This window comes from Streptomyces caelestis (assembly GCF_014205255.1).
Lineage (GTDB): Bacteria > Actinomycetota > Actinomycetes > Streptomycetales > Streptomycetaceae > Streptomyces > Streptomyces caelestis.
The window spans coordinates 594,210-610,486 of the sequence record NZ_JACHNE010000001.1 but is presented as its reverse complement, the minus strand read 5'-3'; the positions used below and the strand labels follow the sequence as shown (position 1 = coordinate 610,486).

Here is a 16,277-nt window from a genome sequence, read left to right as displayed (position 1 = left end):
ATCACCGCTCGACGAACCGCGTCAGGTGATCCGGGTCCGGCCGCAGCAGCCCGTCCCGGACCGCGAGCGCCGTGGCCTGCGCACGGGAGGCACAGCCGGTCTTGCGCAGCAGATGCTCGACATGGCTGTGCACGGTCCGCGGGGACAGGAACAGCGCCTGCGCGATGGCCTGGTTGGTCTGCCCCGTGGCCGCCCGGGTGAGCACCTCCAGCTCCCGGGGGCTCAGCCCGTACGGCAGCTCCGTGGGCGTCTCGTGCACCAGCACCGCGTCGGCCGCCAGGCCGGGCCCCGCCGGGTGCCGGTGGAGTACGACCCGCTGCCAGCCGCCGCCGGCCGGCCACAGCAGGCGCAGCCGCCGGCCGCTCGTGCCGGCGAAGGCGTCGAGCAGCGCCTGGAACCCGCCTTCCTCCCGCAGCACCCGCGGCCGGTCCCGGCCCGGCAGGTCGATCACCCCGCCGTCGCCGGTGACCAGGCTCGCCGCGTCCTCCGTCGTCAGACCGTGCAGATCACCGGCGTGGGCCAGCGGGTCGGCGAGCGCGGCGAGGGCGGGCATCACGGAGGCGAGGAGCCGGCGGGCGTCGGTGTCGTAGGCGTCCGCGCGCTCGGTGGAGAGGTGGACCAGGCCGACCAGCCGGCCCCGGTGCCGCAGCGCTCCCGTGACGCCGTCCCGGAAGCCGGCCGGGCGGACCCGCTCGGCGTAGAACCAGCCGTGCCGGAAGCGCGGCCCGGCGTCGTCGGCGTCCTCCGCGTCCTCCGAGATGGACGGCGGCAGCTCCAGCCGTACGACGTTGCGGTACCACGGCGTCGCGACGAACTCCCCGGCCAGGGCCTGCGAGGCCGCGGCGGTGTAGCCGATGCTCGCGACCTGGACGTGGGAGCCGGTCAGCGGGTCGATCGTGAGCAGGGTCGCCGCGTCCAGCGGCAGGGCGCGGGCCAGTTCGCGCAGGGCCTGCGCGGAGGCCGACGTGGTGTCGCGCTCGCGGGTGAGCATGCCGATGCGTGCTGCTGCCGCGATCTGGTGGTGGCTGGGCATGGCGAGCCTCCGGGCGGCTACGACTGTGATGTCGTTTGGGGTCTAACGATAAAGGGCCGGTCCCGGCCCGACAAGGTGTTCACCCACTTGTCGCGGACGTGCCGTGGGAGGGGCCCATGATCCGCCGGCTGCCGTTCGCGGTCGGTATTTGTACGGATGGTGCGGCGGGCCCGGCGGGACTTTCCTGTTCGGCACACCCGGACGCCCGCTCCAGTCGGGCCCGCCCCTCGGAGAGTCCCCGCCATGACCCCACCCCCGTCCACAGCCTCGCGCAGACACTTCCTCACCCTCTCCGCCGCCACCGCCCTGGCGGCCGCCGGATGCTCGGCACCGCAGAACACGGCGGCCTCGGCCGGACCGTCGTCCTCCGGCGGCACCCGCCTGACGAAGGTCGGCCTCGACTACCCCTTCACCCAACTGCCGCTCTACTCCACCCTCGTGAAGCTCTCCGCCGCCCAGGCGAAGAAGCACGGCATGTCGCTGCTCACGACCAGCGACAACGCCAGCGCCGACACACAGGCGAGCAACCTCAACACCTGGGTCGCCCGCAAGGTCCCGGCGATCGTGTCCTTCCCGATGATCTTCGAGGCCGCCGAGCCCATCGCCAAGGCGGCACTGGACGCGGGACTGATCTGGGTCACCTACGGCGGCTCCCTGCAACACCAGAGCGCCGACATCCGGTTCAGCTTCCGCGAGGGCGGCACCCTGCTCGGCGAGGCGGCGGCGAAGTGGGCCGAGGAGCACCTCGGCGGCAAGGGCAAGATCGCCTTCCTCACCGACAGCGCCATCGAGCTGGGCCGCGAGCGCACCAAGGGCATGATCGACGCCTTCACCAGGCTGGCACCCGGCGTCGACGTGGTCGCGCGGGAACAGGCCATCGACCCCGACACGGGCCTGTCGAAGACGAAGGCGATCCTCGCCAAGCACCCCGACCTCAACCTCGTCCTCGGCGTCACGGACGCCGCCGCGTACGGCGGATTCAAGGCCCTCCAGCAGGCGGGCCGCGCCGCCGACGACGCCAAGACCTTCGTCGGCGGCCAGGACGGCTCCGCGCCCTCCCTCCTCGCTGTCAAGCAGGGCACCTTCTACCGGGCCTCCGCCGCGCTCGCGCCCAAGGACATCGCCGCCGCCATCGTCGACGTGCCGCGCGCCGTCGCCGCGGGCAAGGCGAACCCCAGCGCCCAGGTGCCGGTCGCGCTCGTCCAGCACGCCGACACCGCCGAGATCGACGCCCTGCTCGCGCAGAACGCTTGAGGCCCGCCGCCATGACGACCACGAACCTCCGCATCCGGGGGCTGACCAAGTCCTTCGGCGGCGTCAGGGCCCTCGACGGTGTGGACCTCACCGTGCCCGCCGGGCAGGTGCACGCCCTGCTCGGCCACAACGGCGCCGGCAAATCCACCCTCATCAAGTGCCTGGGCGGCGCCTACCCGCCCGACGCGGGCACGATCGAAGTGGGCGGCACGTCGTACACCCGCCTCACGCCGCGCGAGTCGATCGCGGCCGGCGTGGCGATCATCTTCCAGACGCTGAGCGTCGTCGACGCTCTGACCGTGGCGGAGAACATCTTCCTCGGCCAGGAGTGGACCCGGCACGGCCGCATCGACCGGCGCGCCCAGGAGGAGGTCGCCGCCGGGCTGCTTCAGCGGGTCGCGGCCCGGTGTTCCCCGCGCGACCGGGTGGGCGATCTGCCCATGGCCCAGCGGCAGTTGGTCGAGATCGCCAAGGCCCTCAGCCGCAGCGCCTCCGTCCTGGTCCTGGACGAGCCGACCGCGGCCCTTTCCGGCGCCGAGACCGACGCCCTGGCCCAACGCGTCGAGGATCTCCGCACGCAGGGCCTCGCCATCGTCTACGTCACCCACCTGCTGTCGGAGGTGGAACGGCTCGCGGACGCGGTGACCGTACTGCGCGACGGGCGGGTGACCCACCAGGCCACGGTGGCGGGACAGACGCGGCGTGACCTGGTCGAGGCGATCGCGGGCAGGCCGACGGAGGCCGCGCACGGGCCTCGACGCGTCCCCGGCACGGACGCGCCGGAGCCGCCACGCCGGACCAGCCCTCACGCCCGGATGTCGCGGTACGCGTCCGGCTCGGGCGGGGACGAGGCGCGTGGCAAGCCGAGCCCGGACGCCCAAAGGGCGCCGTGCGCGTCCGGCCCGGCAGGGCACGACGCCCGTCGCACGCCGAGCCCGGACGCCCAGGAGCCCAGGCGCACTACCGACCGGGACGAGTACACGCCAGGCCCTGACGCGCCCGCGCCGCAGAGCGCGCCGACCCCGCCCCGGCTGGCCGTCGAAGCCCTGCGCGGCCCCGGCTTCGGGCCCGTCGGTCTCACCGTCGCCGGCGGTGAACGCGTCGGCCTGTTCGGGCTCATCGGCTCCGGCCGCACCCGCATCCTGGAGACGCTCTACGGCAGGCGCCGAGCCACCGCCGGAACCATCCGGGTCGGCGCACGCACCGTCTGCCCCGCCCGGCCGGCCGACGCGCTCGGCGCCGGAATCGCGCTGGTGCCGGCGGACCGGCGCGCACAGGGCCTGTTCCCGTCACTGTCCGCGCAGGACAACGTGCTGCTGCCGGCCGTGCGGACCCTGGCCCGGTACCACGTACGGGCGTTGCGCACCGAACGGCGGGTGTTCGACGCGCTGGCCACGGCGGTCGGGTTGCGCCCGGCCCGGCCCGGGCTGCCGGCGGGCGCGTTCTCCGGGGGCAACCAGCAGAAACTCGTGCTGGGCCGGTGGATCAACGAGGCCAGGCAGGTGGACGTGCTGCTGCTGGACGAGCCGACCCAGGGCGTCGACGTGGGCGCCCGCCAGGAGATCTACCAGGTGGTGTCCCGACTCGCCGCCGAGCGTGGCACCGCCGTGCTGTTCGCCTCCGGCGACCCCGAGGAGATCGTGGCGCTCGCCGACCGCTGCCTGATCGTCGCCGGGGGCCGGATCATCGGCGAACTCTCCGGCACCGGACTCACCGAACAGGCGCTGCTGTCGGCGGTCCACGACGCCGACTCCGACCCCCTGCCCGCCGAAGGAGCAGCATGACCACCGCCGACCCTGTCCTCACGCGCCCGCGTCTGATCGCCACGGGCGGGCTAGCCACCGTACGCCGCAACCCCCTGCTCGTCGTGCTCGTCGCGATGGTGCTGGTCTTCCAGCTGACCACGGGCAGCTTCCTCGCCCCGGCCAACCTCGGCGGCATCGCCACCGACGCCGCCACACTCGCCATCGTCGCCGTCCCGCTGGCCCTGCTCGTCATCAGCGGATACCTCGACCTGTCGGTCGGCTCCACGCTCGCCCTCGGCGGGCTGGTCGCGGGCTGGCTGGCCGGGCAGCACCACCAGTCGCCCGCCGTGGCCCTGCTCGGGGCGCTCGCCGCCGGGGCGGTGGTCGGCGTGGTGAACGGCGTCCTGTGCTGCTACTTCGGCCTGTCCGCGTTCATCGTCACCCTCGGCATGCTGACCGCCGTACGAGGTCTGGCACAGCAGCTGTTCCCGTTGCCGCTGAGCGGCTTCGGCTCCGGGTTCGCCTGGATCGGCGGGGCGCGGATCGCCGGGATCGCGGCGCCCGTCGTCATCGCGGCGCTGGTACTGGCGGCGGGCGCGCTGTTCCTCGCGTCCACCCCGGCCGGGCGGCACGTCTTCGCCATCGGCGTCAACCGGGAAGCCGCCCACCTCTCCGGCATCCAGATCCGCCGCACCCCGTTCGCGCTCTTCGTCGTGACCGGCGTGGCCGCGGCCCTGGCCGGTGCCGTCAAGGCGTCGGTACTGGACAGCGTGGTGGCCGGAACCTCAGGATCCGGTTTTGAGCTGGCCGTGCTCACCGCCGTGCTGGTCGGCGGAGTCGCCCTCACCGGCGGCTCCGGCTCGATCCTCGGCGTCCTGCTCGGCGTGCTCTTCCTCGGCGGACTTCAGAACGGCCTGACCCTCCTGAACGTGCCGACGTTCTGGCAGCAGATGGCCCAGGGCATCGCGCTGGTGGCCGGCGCGGCCTTGGCCTACTTCGCACCCCGCACGGGGCGCTGACCCACCCTCCCCCTGAAAGGGGTCACCCTTGAGCGACACCGGATCCGAGAGCGACACCGCATCCATGAGCGACACCGCACCCACCCTCGTCCTGACCGGCGGCCAGGTCCTCACCGTCGACGCCGGCTTCACCGTCGCCGAAGGAGTGGCCGTGCGCGGCCGGGACATCCTGGCCGTCGGCAGCGACGCGGAGATGCGCGCCCTGGCCGGGCCCGGCACCCGTATCGTCGAACTGGGCGGCCGGACCGTGCTGCCCGGCATCAACGACTCGCACCTGCACGGAGCCGCCTACGGGATGACGAAACCGCCGTTCGCCATCGACGTCAGCCATCCGGCGGTGGGGTCCCTCGCCGACGTCGCCGGGGCCGTGGCCCGGGCGGCACGGGACGTCCCGGACGGGGAGTGGATCGTCGGCCTGGGCTGGGACCCCGGTTACCTCGCCGAGTGCCTGGCCGACCCGGGCCGCTTTCCGCACCGTCGGGACCTGGACGCGGTGGCGCCGGGTCACCCGGTCTGCCTCACCGACTTCTCCTCGCACATGGTGTGGGCCAACTCCGAGGCGCTGCGCCGCTGTGGCATCGACGCGGACACCGCGCCCCCGCCCGGCGGCGTCATCGACCACGACCCCGACGGCCGACCGACCGGCATCCTGCGCGAGGCCGCCGGGCGGCTCGTCCAGGCCGCCCTGCCCGCCCCCACCCTCGCCCAGCGACGCCAGGCCATCCAGAACGTGATCCGCGAGCTGCACTCCCGCGGCATCACCAGCTACACCGAGCCCGGCCTCGGCCCCGGCGGCGCCGGCACCCTCTTCGGCGGCCTGAGCACCGACAACTGGACCGCGTACGCAGACCTCGCGGCGAGCGGTGAACTCCTTGCCCGCGTCAGCGTGCTGCTGCTGCCCGCCCCCATGGGCGGCTCCGCCGCCGACGTCCGCAAGGGCCTGGCCGAACTGCGCCGCCCCGAGTCCGCCGACCCCCGGCTGCTGCGGGCCATCGGCGTCAAGATCTTCGGCGACGGCGTACCGCCCAACCGCACGGCCTGGATGAACGAGCCCTACCCGGAGGGCGGTCACGGCGCCCTGTGCGTCCACGGCGACACCCCCGCACTCCAGGCCGACGAACTGCGCGAGATGATCCGGATCGCCCACGAGGCCGGTTTCCAGCTCGGCGTGCACGTCACCGGCGACCGCGCCATCGACACCGTGGTGGACGCCTTCGTCGCCGCCGACAGGGCCGCGCCCCGCCCCGACGCCCGCCACTACGTCATCCACGGCGACTTCATCAGCCCCGGCAGCATGGCCGAACTCGCCGCACACGGATACGGCGTCAACATGAACCCCGCCATCAAGTGGACCATCTCCGACCTCATGGACGAGGTCGTGGGCCCCGAACGCTCCGCCTACCAGTGGCCGGTGCGCTCCGCGCTCGACGCCGGCGTACGGGTCTGCGCCAGCTCCGACGCGCCGATCACCGAGCCCGACTGGCGACAGGGCGTGGCCGCGATGATGCTCCGCGAGTCCAAGGCCAGCGGACGCCCCAGCGGCCCCGAACAGTGCGTGCCGCTCGCCGACGCCCTGCGCGCCTACACCGCCACCCCGGCCTGGCAGGACTTCGCCGACGACTGGAAGGGCACCGTCGAGCCGGGCAGGGCCGCCGACCTGTGCGTCCTGGACCGACCGCTGCTGGGCCTCGACCCGCACGACATCACCGAGCTTCAGGTGGATCTGACGGTGTTCGACGGGCGGGTGGTCTTCGAGCGCTGAGCCTGTACCTCACAGCGGGCCACCGACCGGTGGCCCGCTGTGCTTGGCGCCATCATGGCGCCATCATGGCGTCGCCATGGCGCCACCTCGTCGCCAGTGCGCTACCCAGGTGCACGGCATCAAGGCCGGAAACGCCAGGTCGCGGCTCTCTTCGCCGCGAGAGCGCCAATCTGGCTCGCTATGGTGCCATGTATGTGCCATCATGACGCCATGGACCTCACGCCCTACGTCGACAACCTCCGGCAAGAGCTCGCCGTCGCCGCGGACGCCGGCGGCGACGACGCTCGTGCTCTCGCCGAGCGGCTCACCGCACCCCTGGAGTCCGCCGCCCGCCTGACCCTCCTCAACGCCCTGTCCGCCGCCATGGGCGAGGTCACGCGGGAGCTGGCGCCCGGCTCGGTCGACGTGCGGCTGCGCGGGCTCGATCCCGAGTTCGTGGTGACGCCGCCGCCCGCGCCCGAGCCGTTCCGGGAGACGCGGGAGCCGGGCGCGGCCCCCGCGCCGCCGCCCGCGGACACCGACGACGGCGCCATGGCACGGATCAACTTCCGCCTCCCCGCCCACCTCAAGGCCCGCGCCGAGGACGCCGCGGCGGCGGAGGGCCTGTCGGTCAACGCCTGGCTGGTGCGAGCCGTGTCCACCGCCCTCGACGGCGGGGCGCGCACGACCCCGCAGGGCCGCGGCAAGGACTCGGGCGGCCGGGGCTTCACCGGCTGGGTCCGCTAGGGACGCCGACCCACCCCCCTTTCACCGGTGGGATCGCCGATCCCGCCCACGTGACTCATCACCCGCCTCACCAGCGGGATCACGCACCCACGCCAAGAGGACGGGACAGTCATGCCTGCTTTCGACACCCCCGAACCGATCTCCGCCACCCTCGAACTGGACGCCGGCACCGCCCGCATCACGGCGGGCAAGCGCACCGACACGGTCGTGGAAGTGCTGCCGCGCAACGGCTCCGACGACAACGACGTACGCGCCGTGCAGCAGACCCAGGTCACCTTCTCGGGCGGCCGCCTGACGGTCAGGACACCCAGGAAGCGGTCCCTGTTCGGCAAGCCGGGCGCCGTCGAGGTGAGCGTCGAACTGCCCGCGGGGTCCGATGTCCGGGGAACGGCGGCCCTGGGCTGCTTCTTCTGCGAGGGCCGCCTCGGGGACCTCACGCTCAGGACCTCGCTCGGCGACCTCCACGCCGACGAGGTGGCCGGCGCGGACCTCAGGACCGACCTCGGCGACATCCGTCTGGCCCGCTCGACCGGAGACGTGGAGGTCATCGGCTCGGGCCGGATCGAGATCGGCACCGTCGCCGGCTCGGCGACCGTCAAGAACGCCAACGGCGCGACCGAGATCGGCGAGGTGACCGGAGGCCTGAAGACCAACGCGGCCAACGGCGAGATCTCCGTCGGCATCGCGCACGGCAGCGTCGAGGCCAAGTCCGCCAACGGCCGGATCGAGATCGGCGTCGCCCGCGCCGGAGTCGCGGCGATGTGCTCCAACGGCCGCATCCGCGTCGGCGACGTCACCCGCGGCCGGATCGACCTGCGCACTGGCGTCGGCGACCTGGAGGTGGGCATCCACGAGGGCACCGCGGCCTGGCTCGACCTGAACTCCAAGTACGGCGCGGTACGCAACGCGCTCGGCTCCGCCGCCGGCCCCGCGGACTCCGACGAGACCGTCGAGGTGTACGGCCGCACCTCGACCGGCGACATCATCATCCGCCGCGCCTGACCGGGCGGGCCCCGACTCCTCATCCCGGAAAGGAAAAAGCGGCATGACTGCAACCCGGACCTCCGCGCCGATCGCCGCCCACACGACGGCACCGGCGATCACCGCCACCGGACTGCGCAAGTCCTACGGCGACAAGCTCGTGCTGGACGGCATCGACCTGAGCTCGCCGCGATCGGCCTGCTCACCCTGCTCACCCTGGCACTGACCTCGCTCTCCGCCGGTATCGGCCTGGTCGCCAAGAACGTGGAGACCGCCAGCAACATCCCCATGCCGCTGACGTTCCTGCCGTTCATCGGCAGCGCCATCGTGCGGCCCGAGTCGATGCCCGCCGGCCTGCGCTGGTTCGCCGAGTACCAGCCGTTCACCCCGATCATCGAGACCCTGCGCGGCCTGTGGCTCGGTACCGGGACCGGCTCCAGCGCGGCCATCGGACTCGCCTGGTGCGTGGCGCTCACCGTGGTCGGCTACCTGTGGGTACACCGCACCTTCACCACCGGCGCCAAGCGGTAACCCCCCTTCCCCGCAGGCCACTTCAACGAATGCGCACCCTCGACACCGCCCCAACGATCACAGGAGGCCCCCATGCCGCACGACCCGACGGCCACCGACCCCGTCGCCACCACCACCGCCGAAGAGCCGCCCACCCTGCCCGCCGACCGGCACACCGGCTGCCCCTTCGACCCACCCGCCGAACTCTCCGCGCTGAGCGACAGGCCGCTGCGCCGCCTGCGCTACGCCGACGGACACCTCGGCTGGCTGGCCACCGGACACGCCGCGGCCCGCGCGATCCTGGCCGACCCGCGCTTCAGCTCACGCTACGAACTCATGCACCTGCCGTTACCGATGCCGGGGATGCCACAGGAACTGCCGCCGGCGATGGTCGGCGACATCATCGGCCTCGACGCCCCCGAGCACACCCGCTACCGGCGCCTGCTCACCGGCAAGTTCACCGTCCGGCGCATGCGTCAGCTCACCGAGCGGGTCGAGCGGTTGACCACCGAGTGCCTGGACGCCATGGAACAGGCCGGGCCCACGGCCGACCTGGTGCAGGCGTTCGCGCAGCCCGTGCCCGCGCTCATGATCTGCGAGCTGCTCGGCGTGCCGTACGCCGACCGCGAGCGCTTCCAGAGCGAAGTGGCCACCCTCTTCGACCAGACGGCGGACGCGCAGGCCAAGGGCGAGGCCCACACGGCGCTGCTCCAGTACTTCGACGAACTGGTCCTCGCCAAGCGCGCCGAGCCCACCGACGACCTGCTCAGCGACCTGACCACCTCCGACCTCACCGACGAGGAACTGGCCGGAATCGGCGGGCTGCTGCTCGCCGCCGGGCTCGACACCACCGCGAACATGCTGGGCCTCGGCACCTTCGCCCTGCTGAGCAACCCCGACCAGCTTCAGGCCCTGCGCGCCGCCCCGGGCCTCGCCGAGCAGACCGTGGAGGAGCTGCTGCGCTACCTCAGCGTGGCCGACCCGATTCCGCGGGCGGCGCTGGAAGACGTCGAGGTGGAGGGCCAACTCGTCAGGGCGGGCGAGACGGTGACCGTTTCCGTGCAGGCCGCCAACCGCGACCCACGCAGATTCCCCGAGCCGGACCGGCTCGACATCCACCGCAGGGCCACCGGCCACCTGGCCTTCGGCCACGGCGCCCACCAGTGCCTGGGCCAGCAGCTCGCCCGCGTCGAGCTGACCGTCGCGTTCCCGGCGCTCTTCGCCCGATTCCCCACCCTGCGCCTCGCGGTGCCGCCCCAGGAGGTGCCGCTGCGCGTCCGCTCCAACATCTACGGCGTGATCAGCCTGCCCGTCACCTGGGACGAGGAGTAGCCGCATGAGCGACCCACGAGAACCGCTGCGTCTCAGCGTCGACCGTGACCGCTGCGCCGGCGCCGGCATGTGCGCCCTGACCGCTCCCGAGGTCTTCGACCAGGACGACGAGGAAGGCCTGGTGGTGCTCGTGCGTCCCGCGCCGGCCCCCGAGCACCGGGCCGTCGCCCGGATGGCCGTCGGCCTCTGCCCCGCCGGGGCCATCGCCGTCCACTCCCCGGATTCCCCGGCCCCGTAGCGGCCGTGGCCGACCACCGAGTCAGGCCGCCCCCACCGCCGTCCTCCGCGTTCCCCACTGCCGGGTCCGGTACCTCCCGGCCACCCGGCACACCGCGTAGATGCCGAACGAGATCGTCGTGACGTAGGGGCTGATGGGAATGCTGCCGCCCAGCGCGAGCAGGATGCCGCCCTCGATCGAGGCCACGGCGAACAGCACGCTCAGCACGGGCAGCAGCACCGGCGACGCGGTGACGCGGGCGGCGGCCGCGGCCGGGGTGACGACCAGTGTGAGCACCAGCAGCGCCCCGACGACCTGCACCGACAGGGCGACCGCGAGCCCGAGTACCAGCATGAACGCGAAGGACAGCGCACGCACCGGCACTCCGCGTGCCTGAGCCACGTCCGGGTCCGTGCTGGCGAAGGTGAGCGGACGCCACATGACCGCAAGGGCGATCAGCACCAGCACGGACGTGCCGAGCAGCCACGACATCTGCGGGGTGTCCACGGCGACGATCTGACCGGTGAGCAGCCCGAACTTGTTGGCGGCGCGGCCCTTGTAGAGGGCGAGGAAGAGCACCCCGAGACCCAGCCCGAACGGCATGATGATGCCGATCACCGAGTTGCGGTCCCGGGCGCGGGTCCCCAGCACCCCGATGGCGCCGGCCGCGAGGAGCGAACCGACGATGGAGCCCGCCACGATGTTCGCGCCCAGCAGCAGGGCGGCCGACGCGCCCGCGAAGGACAGCTCGCTGATGCCGTGCACCGCGAACGGCAGGTCCCGCATCAGGACGAAGACGCCGGCCAGCCCGCCCACGAGGCCGAGTGCCACGCCGGCGATGAGGGAGTTGCGGACCAGGGCCAGCAGCTCGCCGTAGTCGGTGAAGTCGAAGATCTGCTGCCAGACCCCGTCGGCGAGCGTCATGCGCGCACTCCGTCCGTCTCGTGGACCTGCCCGGGATGGTGCGGCGGCGCGGCCGGCTCGTCGGGGGCCCCGGCGACGACGACCCGGCCCCGCACGCGCACCACGTCGACCTGCGTGCCGTAGAGCCGGGACAGCGACTCGGAGGTCAGCACCTCGTCCGGGGGCCCGACGCGGTGGCCGCCGGGGGCCAGGTACAGCACCCGGTCGACCATCCCCAGCACCGGGTTGATCTCGTGCGTCACGAAGACCACCGCCGTGCCGTGGGAGCGGCGCCGGGCGTCGATCAGCTCGGTGACGGCCCGCTGGTGGTTCAGGTCGAGTGACAGCAGTGGCTCGTCGCACAGCAGGATGCGCGGGTCGGTCGCCAGGGCCTGGCCGATGCGCACGCGCTGCCGTTCGCCGCCGGACAGCATGCCGAGCGGGACGTCGGCGTAGGCCGCGGCCCCGACCGACTCCAGGATCTCGTCCACCCGGCGGCGGACCGCGCCGGTGCGCAGGCGCGGCCCGAAGCGGTGCCCGTCGATGCCGAACCGCACGAGGTCCCGGGCGCGCAGCATGGCCTGCGCGGACAGCGCCGCCTGCTGCGGGATGTAGCCGATGTGCCGGGCGGCCTCGCGCGCGGGCAGGCCGAGGACGGTCAGCGTCCCGGCGGACAGCGGCCGGCGGCCCAGCAGCGCCCGTACGAAACTGGTCTTGCCCGCTCCGTTCGGCCCCAGCACGGCCAGGAACTCCCCGGCCCGTACGTCGAGGTCGAGGCCGTTCCACACCGTGCGGTCGCCGTAGGACAGGGCCGCGCCGCGCAGACTGACGACAGGGGTGCCGTCCTGCCGGGACTCCGGGATCACTTGGCCAGCGCGCTCGCGAGCGCGTCGACGTTGGCGGTCATCCAGCCGAGGTAGTCCTTGCCCTTCGGCAGGGTCTCGGTGACGGGGATGACGGGGATGCCGGCCGCCTTGGCCGCCGCTTCGGACTTCTCGGTCTGCGGGCCGGAGGTCTGCTCGTTGTAGACGAGCACCCTGACCTTCTTGCCGCTGAACAGGGCCAGGCTCTCCTGGAGGATCCGGGGCGAGACGTCGTCGCCCTCCTCGATCGCCTCGCTGAACGCCGCGGGCGTCTTGTTGACCAGGCCGCTCGCGTCGATCATGTACAGCGGCACGGGCTCGGTGATCGCCACCGCCTCACCGTCGTGCTCCTTCTTGATCTGAGCCTCCTTCGCCTCCAGCGGCGCGAGTTTCGCCTTGAAGGCGGTGGCGTTCTTCTTGAAGGCGGCCGCGTCGGCCGGGTCGGCCTGGGCGAGGGCCGCGGATATGCGGTCGGCGACGCGGGCGACGGTGGGGAAGTCGTACCAGACGTGCTCGTTCAGCTCGCCGCCTTTCGGCGCGGTCTTGCCGGACACCCGCACCGCGTTGATCACCTGGGCGGAGTCGTTGTGGCCGCTCTTCAGCATGCGGTCGACGAAGTCGTCGTAGCCGCCGCCGTTCTCGACGACGACCTTGGCCTTGGACAGGGCCAGCTGGTTCTGGGTGTCGGCCTCGTAGGAGTGCGGGTCCTGGTCGGGGTCGCTGATGACCGACGTGACGTCGACCTTGTCGGCGCCGATGCTCCGCACGATGTCGCCGTAGACGTTCGTGGAGGCGACCACGGGCACCTTGGCCGAGGTGCTCTGGGCGTCGGCGGAGTCCGAGGAGCTGCCGCAGCCCGTGAGCAGGGCCAGTGACGCGCTGGTCAGCAGCGTCAGGCGGCGGGACGTGGACAGGGGCATGGCTCCTCCATGACGGATGTGCAGAGGGGGTGTCCGGCAGGCGCCACGCTAGATGGCAATGAATGTCAAGAGCGGCTTCTGGCCGAAGTCATGTGAAAACCATTGCCAATTGTTGACAGAGGGGCTGGACTAGTAGTCCAGTCGTTGGACATGTAGTCTATGTCCATGCGAGAGACTCTGACCGCGGAACGGGACGCGATCCTCGCCGCGCTGACACCGGTCGTCGACGGGATCGCCGCGACCTTCGGGCCGCTCTGCGAAGTCGTGCTGCACGACTACCGGAACCCGGAGAAGTCGGTCGTCGCCGTGGCCGGATCGGTGACCGGGCGGACGGTGGGCGGCGCGATGAGCGAGATCGGCATGCGCGTCCTCGCTCACGGCGACGAGGCGGCCGACGAGCTGAACTACATCACCCGCACCCGGAACGGGACGCTGGTGAAGTCCTCCACGATGGTGCTGCGGGACTCCACGGGAGCCGTGTTCGGCGCGCTCTGCGTCAACGTGGACGTCAGCGCCGTCAGCCGGGCCCACGACCTGCTCGGCGCGCTCGCCGGACTCGGTGCGGCCCCCGCGGAGGTGCCGACCACCACCTTCGGCAACGACATCGACTCCGTGGTCGACGCCCTCGTCGACGCCCACCAGTCGAAGCAGCGGGGCAGCTGGGCGGAGCTCGACCGCGCGGAACGCCTGGAGCTGTTCGGCGGGCTGGACACCCGCGGTGTCTTCGCCGTGCGCGGCGCGGTCGAGCAGGTCGCCGCCCGGCTCGGCATCTCCCGCGCCTCCGCCTACAACTACCTTTCCCAGGCCCGGGCCGCCCACGGCGCGACTTCCGGCCCTTCCGCTGGAGGACAAGCGTGACGACCACCACCCCACCGGTCACCCTCGACGACGTCCGGGACGCCGCCGCCCGGCTCCAGGGCGTCGCCCACCGCACGCCCGTCCTGCGCTCCCGCACCCTGGACGCACTCGCCGGCGCCGAGATCCACCTCAAGTGCGAGAACTTCCAGCGCGTCGGCGCCTTCAAGTTCCGCGGCGCCTACAACGCCGCCTCCCGCCTCAGCCCCGAGCAGCTCTCCCGGGGGATCGCCACCTACTCCTCCGGCAACCACGCCCAGGCCGTCGCCCTCGCCGCCCGCGAGCTCGGCACCACCGCCGTGATCGTCATGCCGGAGGACGCCCCACCGTCGAAGCGGGCGGCCACCGCCGGCTACGGCGCCGAGATCGTCACCTACGACCGCTACACCGGCGACCGCGTCGCCATCGCCGAGGCGCTGGCCTCCGAGCGAGGTCTCGCCGTCATCCCGCCGTACGAGCATCCGCACGTGATGGCCGGGCAGGGCACGGCCGCGCTGGAACTCCTCGAAGAGGTGGGGGAGCTGGGGGCGTTGCTGACACCGGTCGGTGGCGGCGGGCTCATGGCCGGCAGTGCCACGGTGGCCAAGGGCCTGCATCCGGACATCCGGATGATCGGCGTCGAACCGGAGGCCGGGGACGACACCAAGCGCTCACTGGAGGCGGGCCGGCGCATCAGCATCCCCGTGCCGCACACCATCGCCGACGGACAGGCCCTGCACACCCCCGGCGAACTCACCTTCTCCGTCAACCGGCGGCTCGTCGACGACATCGTCCTGGTCACCGACGACGAGATCCGGGACGCGATGCGGTTCGCCTTCGAACGCCTGAAGATCGTCATCGAGCCGAGCGGCGCCACCGCGCTGGCCGCCCTGCTCACCGGCCGCGCGGGCCCTCTCCCGCGCCGCGTCGGCGTCATCATCACCGGCGGCAACATCGACGCCGAGCGCTTCGCCCGGCTCTGCGGCACCGGTACCCGCTGAATGGCGCGGCCCGCTCGACGGACGGACGATGGAAGCACATCCCTCACCGAGGAGGAGCGTCATGCTTGAGGTGAAGACGCTCGACAAGCCGGACGAACGGCGTGATTTCCCCCGCGGCCACCTCGAAGCCGTCCATATGACGGACCTCGACTTCGCCGTGGCGACCTTCGAGCCCGGCTGGCGCTGGTCCGAGTCCGTGGCCCCGATCGCGGGCACCGACAGCTGCCAGGTCCACCACAACGGCTACGTCGTATCGGGCCGTATGCGCATCCGCATGAACGACGGAGCGGAAGGCGAGGTGGGACCCGGCGACGTGTTCGTCTGCCCGCCCGGCCACGACGCCTGGGTCGTCGGCGACGAGCAGTGCGTGGTGTACGACTTCGCGGGCACCATGGCCAAGGAGTACGCCAAGAAAAAGTAGCCCGGCCGTCCTCCGCACCCGCGGCTCGCCCCGTGCGAAGGGCGCCACACCGCCTGATCACACCGGCAGCAGCCGCCCCACCAGGGCGCTCAGCTGCCGGGCGGTGCGGCACTCGTGCATCTCGGCCAGCTCGGCGTACGCGGGTGCGGCGGAATCGCCCGTGCCCCAGCGGGAACGTTCGCCGTAGCGCTCCGCGAACTCGCCCAGCGCCATGCCGTAGTCGCTGCTTCCGTGCCAGCCCGTGAGCCTGGCCTCCGCCTCGATCCGGGCACTGAGCCCCTCCGGGTCCGCGGCGCCGTGCCGGAGGAGTCCGGTCACCTCGTCGATCCGGTTGACGAAGGCGAACACCCGCACCTTGCTGAACTGGTCGTGCAGCGCCTGCACCAACAGCATCGTGTAGTCCGAGAAACCGGACACCGATCCCGACACATCGCAGAGCAGCACCAGTTCGGGGCGGGCGGGACGCCGTCCGCGCAGGACCGGCTTCATCGGCACCCCGCCCGTCGACAGCGAACCGCGCAGGGTCCGCCGCAGGCCGATCGTGCCCCGCGAGGCGCGGCGGCGTCGGGCCGCGAGCCGCGTCGCGAGTTTGCGGGCGAGCGGCTGAACCGTCCTGCGCAGCCCGGCGAGCCGGGCCCTTCCGGCGAACAGGAAGTCGACCTGGTCGGCGGTCGGGGCCACCGCCCGCCGGGCGATCTCGTCCCGGCCGCGCCGCTCGGCGACCCGGCGCCGCGCCTCCGCGGCCACCAACGCGCG

The 16,277-nt window shown here is 72.7% G+C and carries 16 protein-coding genes and 2 pseudogenes; 13 read left to right on the top strand and 5 right to left on the bottom strand.

Annotated features, from left to right (window positions below):
* Position 1 precedes the first annotated feature (1 nt).
* Complete coding sequence (locus tag HDA41_RS02705) at positions 2-1,033, bottom strand: helix-turn-helix transcriptional regulator (RefSeq protein ID WP_184980283.1); 1,032 nt, start codon at positions 1,031-1,033, stop codon at positions 2-4.
* Between the two features lie 243 nt (positions 1,034-1,276).
* Between HDA41_RS02705 and HDA41_RS02700 the strand changes: the two genes are divergently transcribed.
* From HDA41_RS02700 to HDA41_RS02650, 10 genes and pseudogenes are all read left to right on the top strand, one after another.
* Positions 1,277-2,287: a sugar ABC transporter substrate-binding protein gene (locus HDA41_RS02700; protein WP_184980281.1), complete on the top strand. Its 1,011-nt coding sequence runs from the start codon at positions 1,277-1,279 to the stop codon at positions 2,285-2,287.
* A gap of 11 nt (positions 2,288-2,298) precedes the next feature.
* Positions 2,299-4,071, top strand: a complete 1,773-nt coding sequence (locus HDA41_RS40925) for a sugar ABC transporter ATP-binding protein (protein ID WP_230299685.1) — start codon at positions 2,299-2,301, stop codon at positions 4,069-4,071.
* Positions 4,068-5,051, top strand: a complete 984-nt coding sequence (locus tag HDA41_RS02685; RefSeq protein ID WP_184980278.1) for an ABC transporter permease — start codon at positions 4,068-4,070, stop codon at positions 5,049-5,051. The genes HDA41_RS40925 and HDA41_RS02685 overlap by 4 nt, the downstream gene beginning before the upstream one ends.
* A gap of 64 nt (positions 5,052-5,115) precedes the next feature.
* Positions 5,116-6,813 (top strand): amidohydrolase, encoded by a 1,698-nt coding sequence (locus HDA41_RS02680; RefSeq protein ID WP_184993081.1) that lies wholly within the window; start codon positions 5,116-5,118, stop codon positions 6,811-6,813.
* A gap of 210 nt (positions 6,814-7,023) precedes the next feature.
* Positions 7,024-7,539, top strand: coding sequence for a toxin-antitoxin system HicB family antitoxin (locus HDA41_RS42205; protein WP_184980276.1), 516 nt, complete (start codon positions 7,024-7,026; stop codon positions 7,537-7,539).
* Between the two features lie 111 nt (positions 7,540-7,650).
* Complete coding sequence (locus HDA41_RS02670; protein WP_184980274.1) at positions 7,651-8,541, top strand: DUF4097 family beta strand repeat-containing protein; 891 nt, start codon at positions 7,651-7,653, stop codon at positions 8,539-8,541.
* A 43-nt stretch (positions 8,542-8,584) separates the two neighbouring features.
* A pseudogene (locus tag HDA41_RS02665) lies at positions 8,585-8,710 on the top strand (ABC transporter); the annotation flags it as partial.
* A gap of 2 nt (positions 8,711-8,712) precedes the next feature.
* Positions 8,713-9,051 (top strand): ABC transporter permease, encoded by a 339-nt coding sequence (locus HDA41_RS02660; RefSeq protein ID WP_311772198.1) that lies wholly within the window; start codon positions 8,713-8,715, stop codon positions 9,049-9,051.
* Between the two features lie 72 nt (positions 9,052-9,123).
* The gene (locus HDA41_RS02655; RefSeq protein ID WP_184980272.1) at positions 9,124-10,362 is read left to right on the top strand and encodes a cytochrome P450; all 1,239 of its coding nucleotides are present in this window, start codon (positions 9,124-9,126) and stop codon (positions 10,360-10,362) included.
* A 4-nt stretch (positions 10,363-10,366) separates the two neighbouring features.
* Entirely contained in the window at positions 10,367-10,600 is a 234-nt protein-coding gene (locus HDA41_RS02650) for a ferredoxin (protein WP_184980270.1), read from the top strand.
* Positions 10,601-10,621: 21 nt separating this feature from the next.
* Here HDA41_RS02650 and HDA41_RS02645 read toward each other — a convergent pair whose 3' ends face one another.
* The 3 genes from HDA41_RS02645 to HDA41_RS02635 are packed head-to-tail and all read right to left on the bottom strand — an operon-like array spanning position 10,622 to position 13,265.
* Positions 10,622-11,503: a metal ABC transporter permease gene (locus HDA41_RS02645; protein ID WP_184980268.1), complete on the bottom strand. Its 882-nt coding sequence runs from the start codon at positions 11,501-11,503 to the stop codon at positions 10,622-10,624.
* Positions 11,500-12,348, bottom strand: coding sequence for a metal ABC transporter ATP-binding protein (locus HDA41_RS02640; protein WP_184980267.1), 849 nt, complete (start codon positions 12,346-12,348; stop codon positions 11,500-11,502). Before HDA41_RS02640 ends, HDA41_RS02645 begins: the two co-directional genes overlap by 4 nt.
* Positions 12,345-13,265, bottom strand: coding sequence for a metal ABC transporter solute-binding protein, Zn/Mn family (locus tag HDA41_RS02635; protein ID WP_184980265.1), 921 nt, complete (start codon positions 13,263-13,265; stop codon positions 12,345-12,347). Before HDA41_RS02635 ends, HDA41_RS02640 begins: the two co-directional genes overlap by 4 nt.
* 165 nt (positions 13,266-13,430) lie before the next feature.
* Here HDA41_RS02635 and HDA41_RS02630 point away from each other — a divergent pair, with 165 nt between their 5' ends.
* The 3 genes from HDA41_RS02630 to HDA41_RS02620 all read left to right on the top strand — a co-directional run bounded on the left by HDA41_RS02630 (position 13,431) and on the right by HDA41_RS02620 (position 15,521).
* Positions 13,431-14,123 (top strand): helix-turn-helix transcriptional regulator, encoded by a 693-nt coding sequence (locus HDA41_RS02630; RefSeq protein WP_184980263.1) that lies wholly within the window; start codon positions 13,431-13,433, stop codon positions 14,121-14,123.
* The gene (locus HDA41_RS02625) at positions 14,120-15,100 is read left to right on the top strand and encodes a pyridoxal-phosphate dependent enzyme (protein WP_184980261.1); all 981 of its coding nucleotides are present in this window, start codon (positions 14,120-14,122) and stop codon (positions 15,098-15,100) included. Before HDA41_RS02630 ends, HDA41_RS02625 begins: the two co-directional genes overlap by 4 nt.
* Before the next feature lie 61 nt (positions 15,101-15,161).
* Positions 15,162-15,521 (top strand): cupin domain-containing protein, encoded by a 360-nt coding sequence (locus tag HDA41_RS02620; RefSeq protein ID WP_184980259.1) that lies wholly within the window; start codon positions 15,162-15,164, stop codon positions 15,519-15,521.
* Between the two features lie 57 nt (positions 15,522-15,578).
* Here HDA41_RS02620 and HDA41_RS02615 read toward each other — a convergent pair.
* Positions 15,579-16,277: pseudogene (locus HDA41_RS02615) on the bottom strand (VWA domain-containing protein); the annotation flags it as partial.

Bases quoted from the DNA above. Each gene is read 5' to 3' on its own strand.
- HDA41_RS02685 (WP_184980278.1), top strand. From the start codon at position 4,068: ATGACCACCGCCGACCCTGTCCTCACGCGCCCGCGTCTGATCGCCACG.
- HDA41_RS02635 (WP_184980265.1), bottom strand. From the start codon at position 13,265: ATGCCCCTGTCCACGTCCCGCCGCCTGACGCTGCTGACCAGCGCGTCA.
- HDA41_RS02670 (WP_184980274.1), top strand. From the start codon at position 7,651: ATGCCTGCTTTCGACACCCCCGAACCGATCTCCGCCACCCTCGAACTG.
- HDA41_RS02620 (WP_184980259.1), top strand. From the start codon at position 15,162: ATGCTTGAGGTGAAGACGCTCGACAAGCCGGACGAACGGCGTGATTTC.
- HDA41_RS40925 (WP_230299685.1), top strand. From the start codon at position 2,299: ATGACGACCACGAACCTCCGCATCCGGGGGCTGACCAAGTCCTTCGGC.
- HDA41_RS02645 (WP_184980268.1), bottom strand. From the start codon at position 11,503: ATGACGCTCGCCGACGGGGTCTGGCAGCAGATCTTCGACTTCACCGAC.
- HDA41_RS02705 (WP_184980283.1), bottom strand. From the start codon at position 1,033: ATGCCCAGCCACCACCAGATCGCGGCAGCAGCACGCATCGGCATGCTC.
- HDA41_RS02650 (WP_184980270.1), top strand. From the start codon at position 10,367: ATGAGCGACCCACGAGAACCGCTGCGTCTCAGCGTCGACCGTGACCGC.
- HDA41_RS02700 (WP_184980281.1), top strand. From the start codon at position 1,277: ATGACCCCACCCCCGTCCACAGCCTCGCGCAGACACTTCCTCACCCTC.
- HDA41_RS02630 (WP_184980263.1), top strand. From the start codon at position 13,431: ATGCGAGAGACTCTGACCGCGGAACGGGACGCGATCCTCGCCGCGCTG.
- HDA41_RS02655 (WP_184980272.1), top strand. From the start codon at position 9,124: ATGCCGCACGACCCGACGGCCACCGACCCCGTCGCCACCACCACCGCC.
- HDA41_RS02680 (WP_184993081.1), top strand. From the start codon at position 5,116: ATGAGCGACACCGCACCCACCCTCGTCCTGACCGGCGGCCAGGTCCTC.
- HDA41_RS42205 (WP_184980276.1), top strand. From the start codon at position 7,024: ATGGACCTCACGCCCTACGTCGACAACCTCCGGCAAGAGCTCGCCGTC.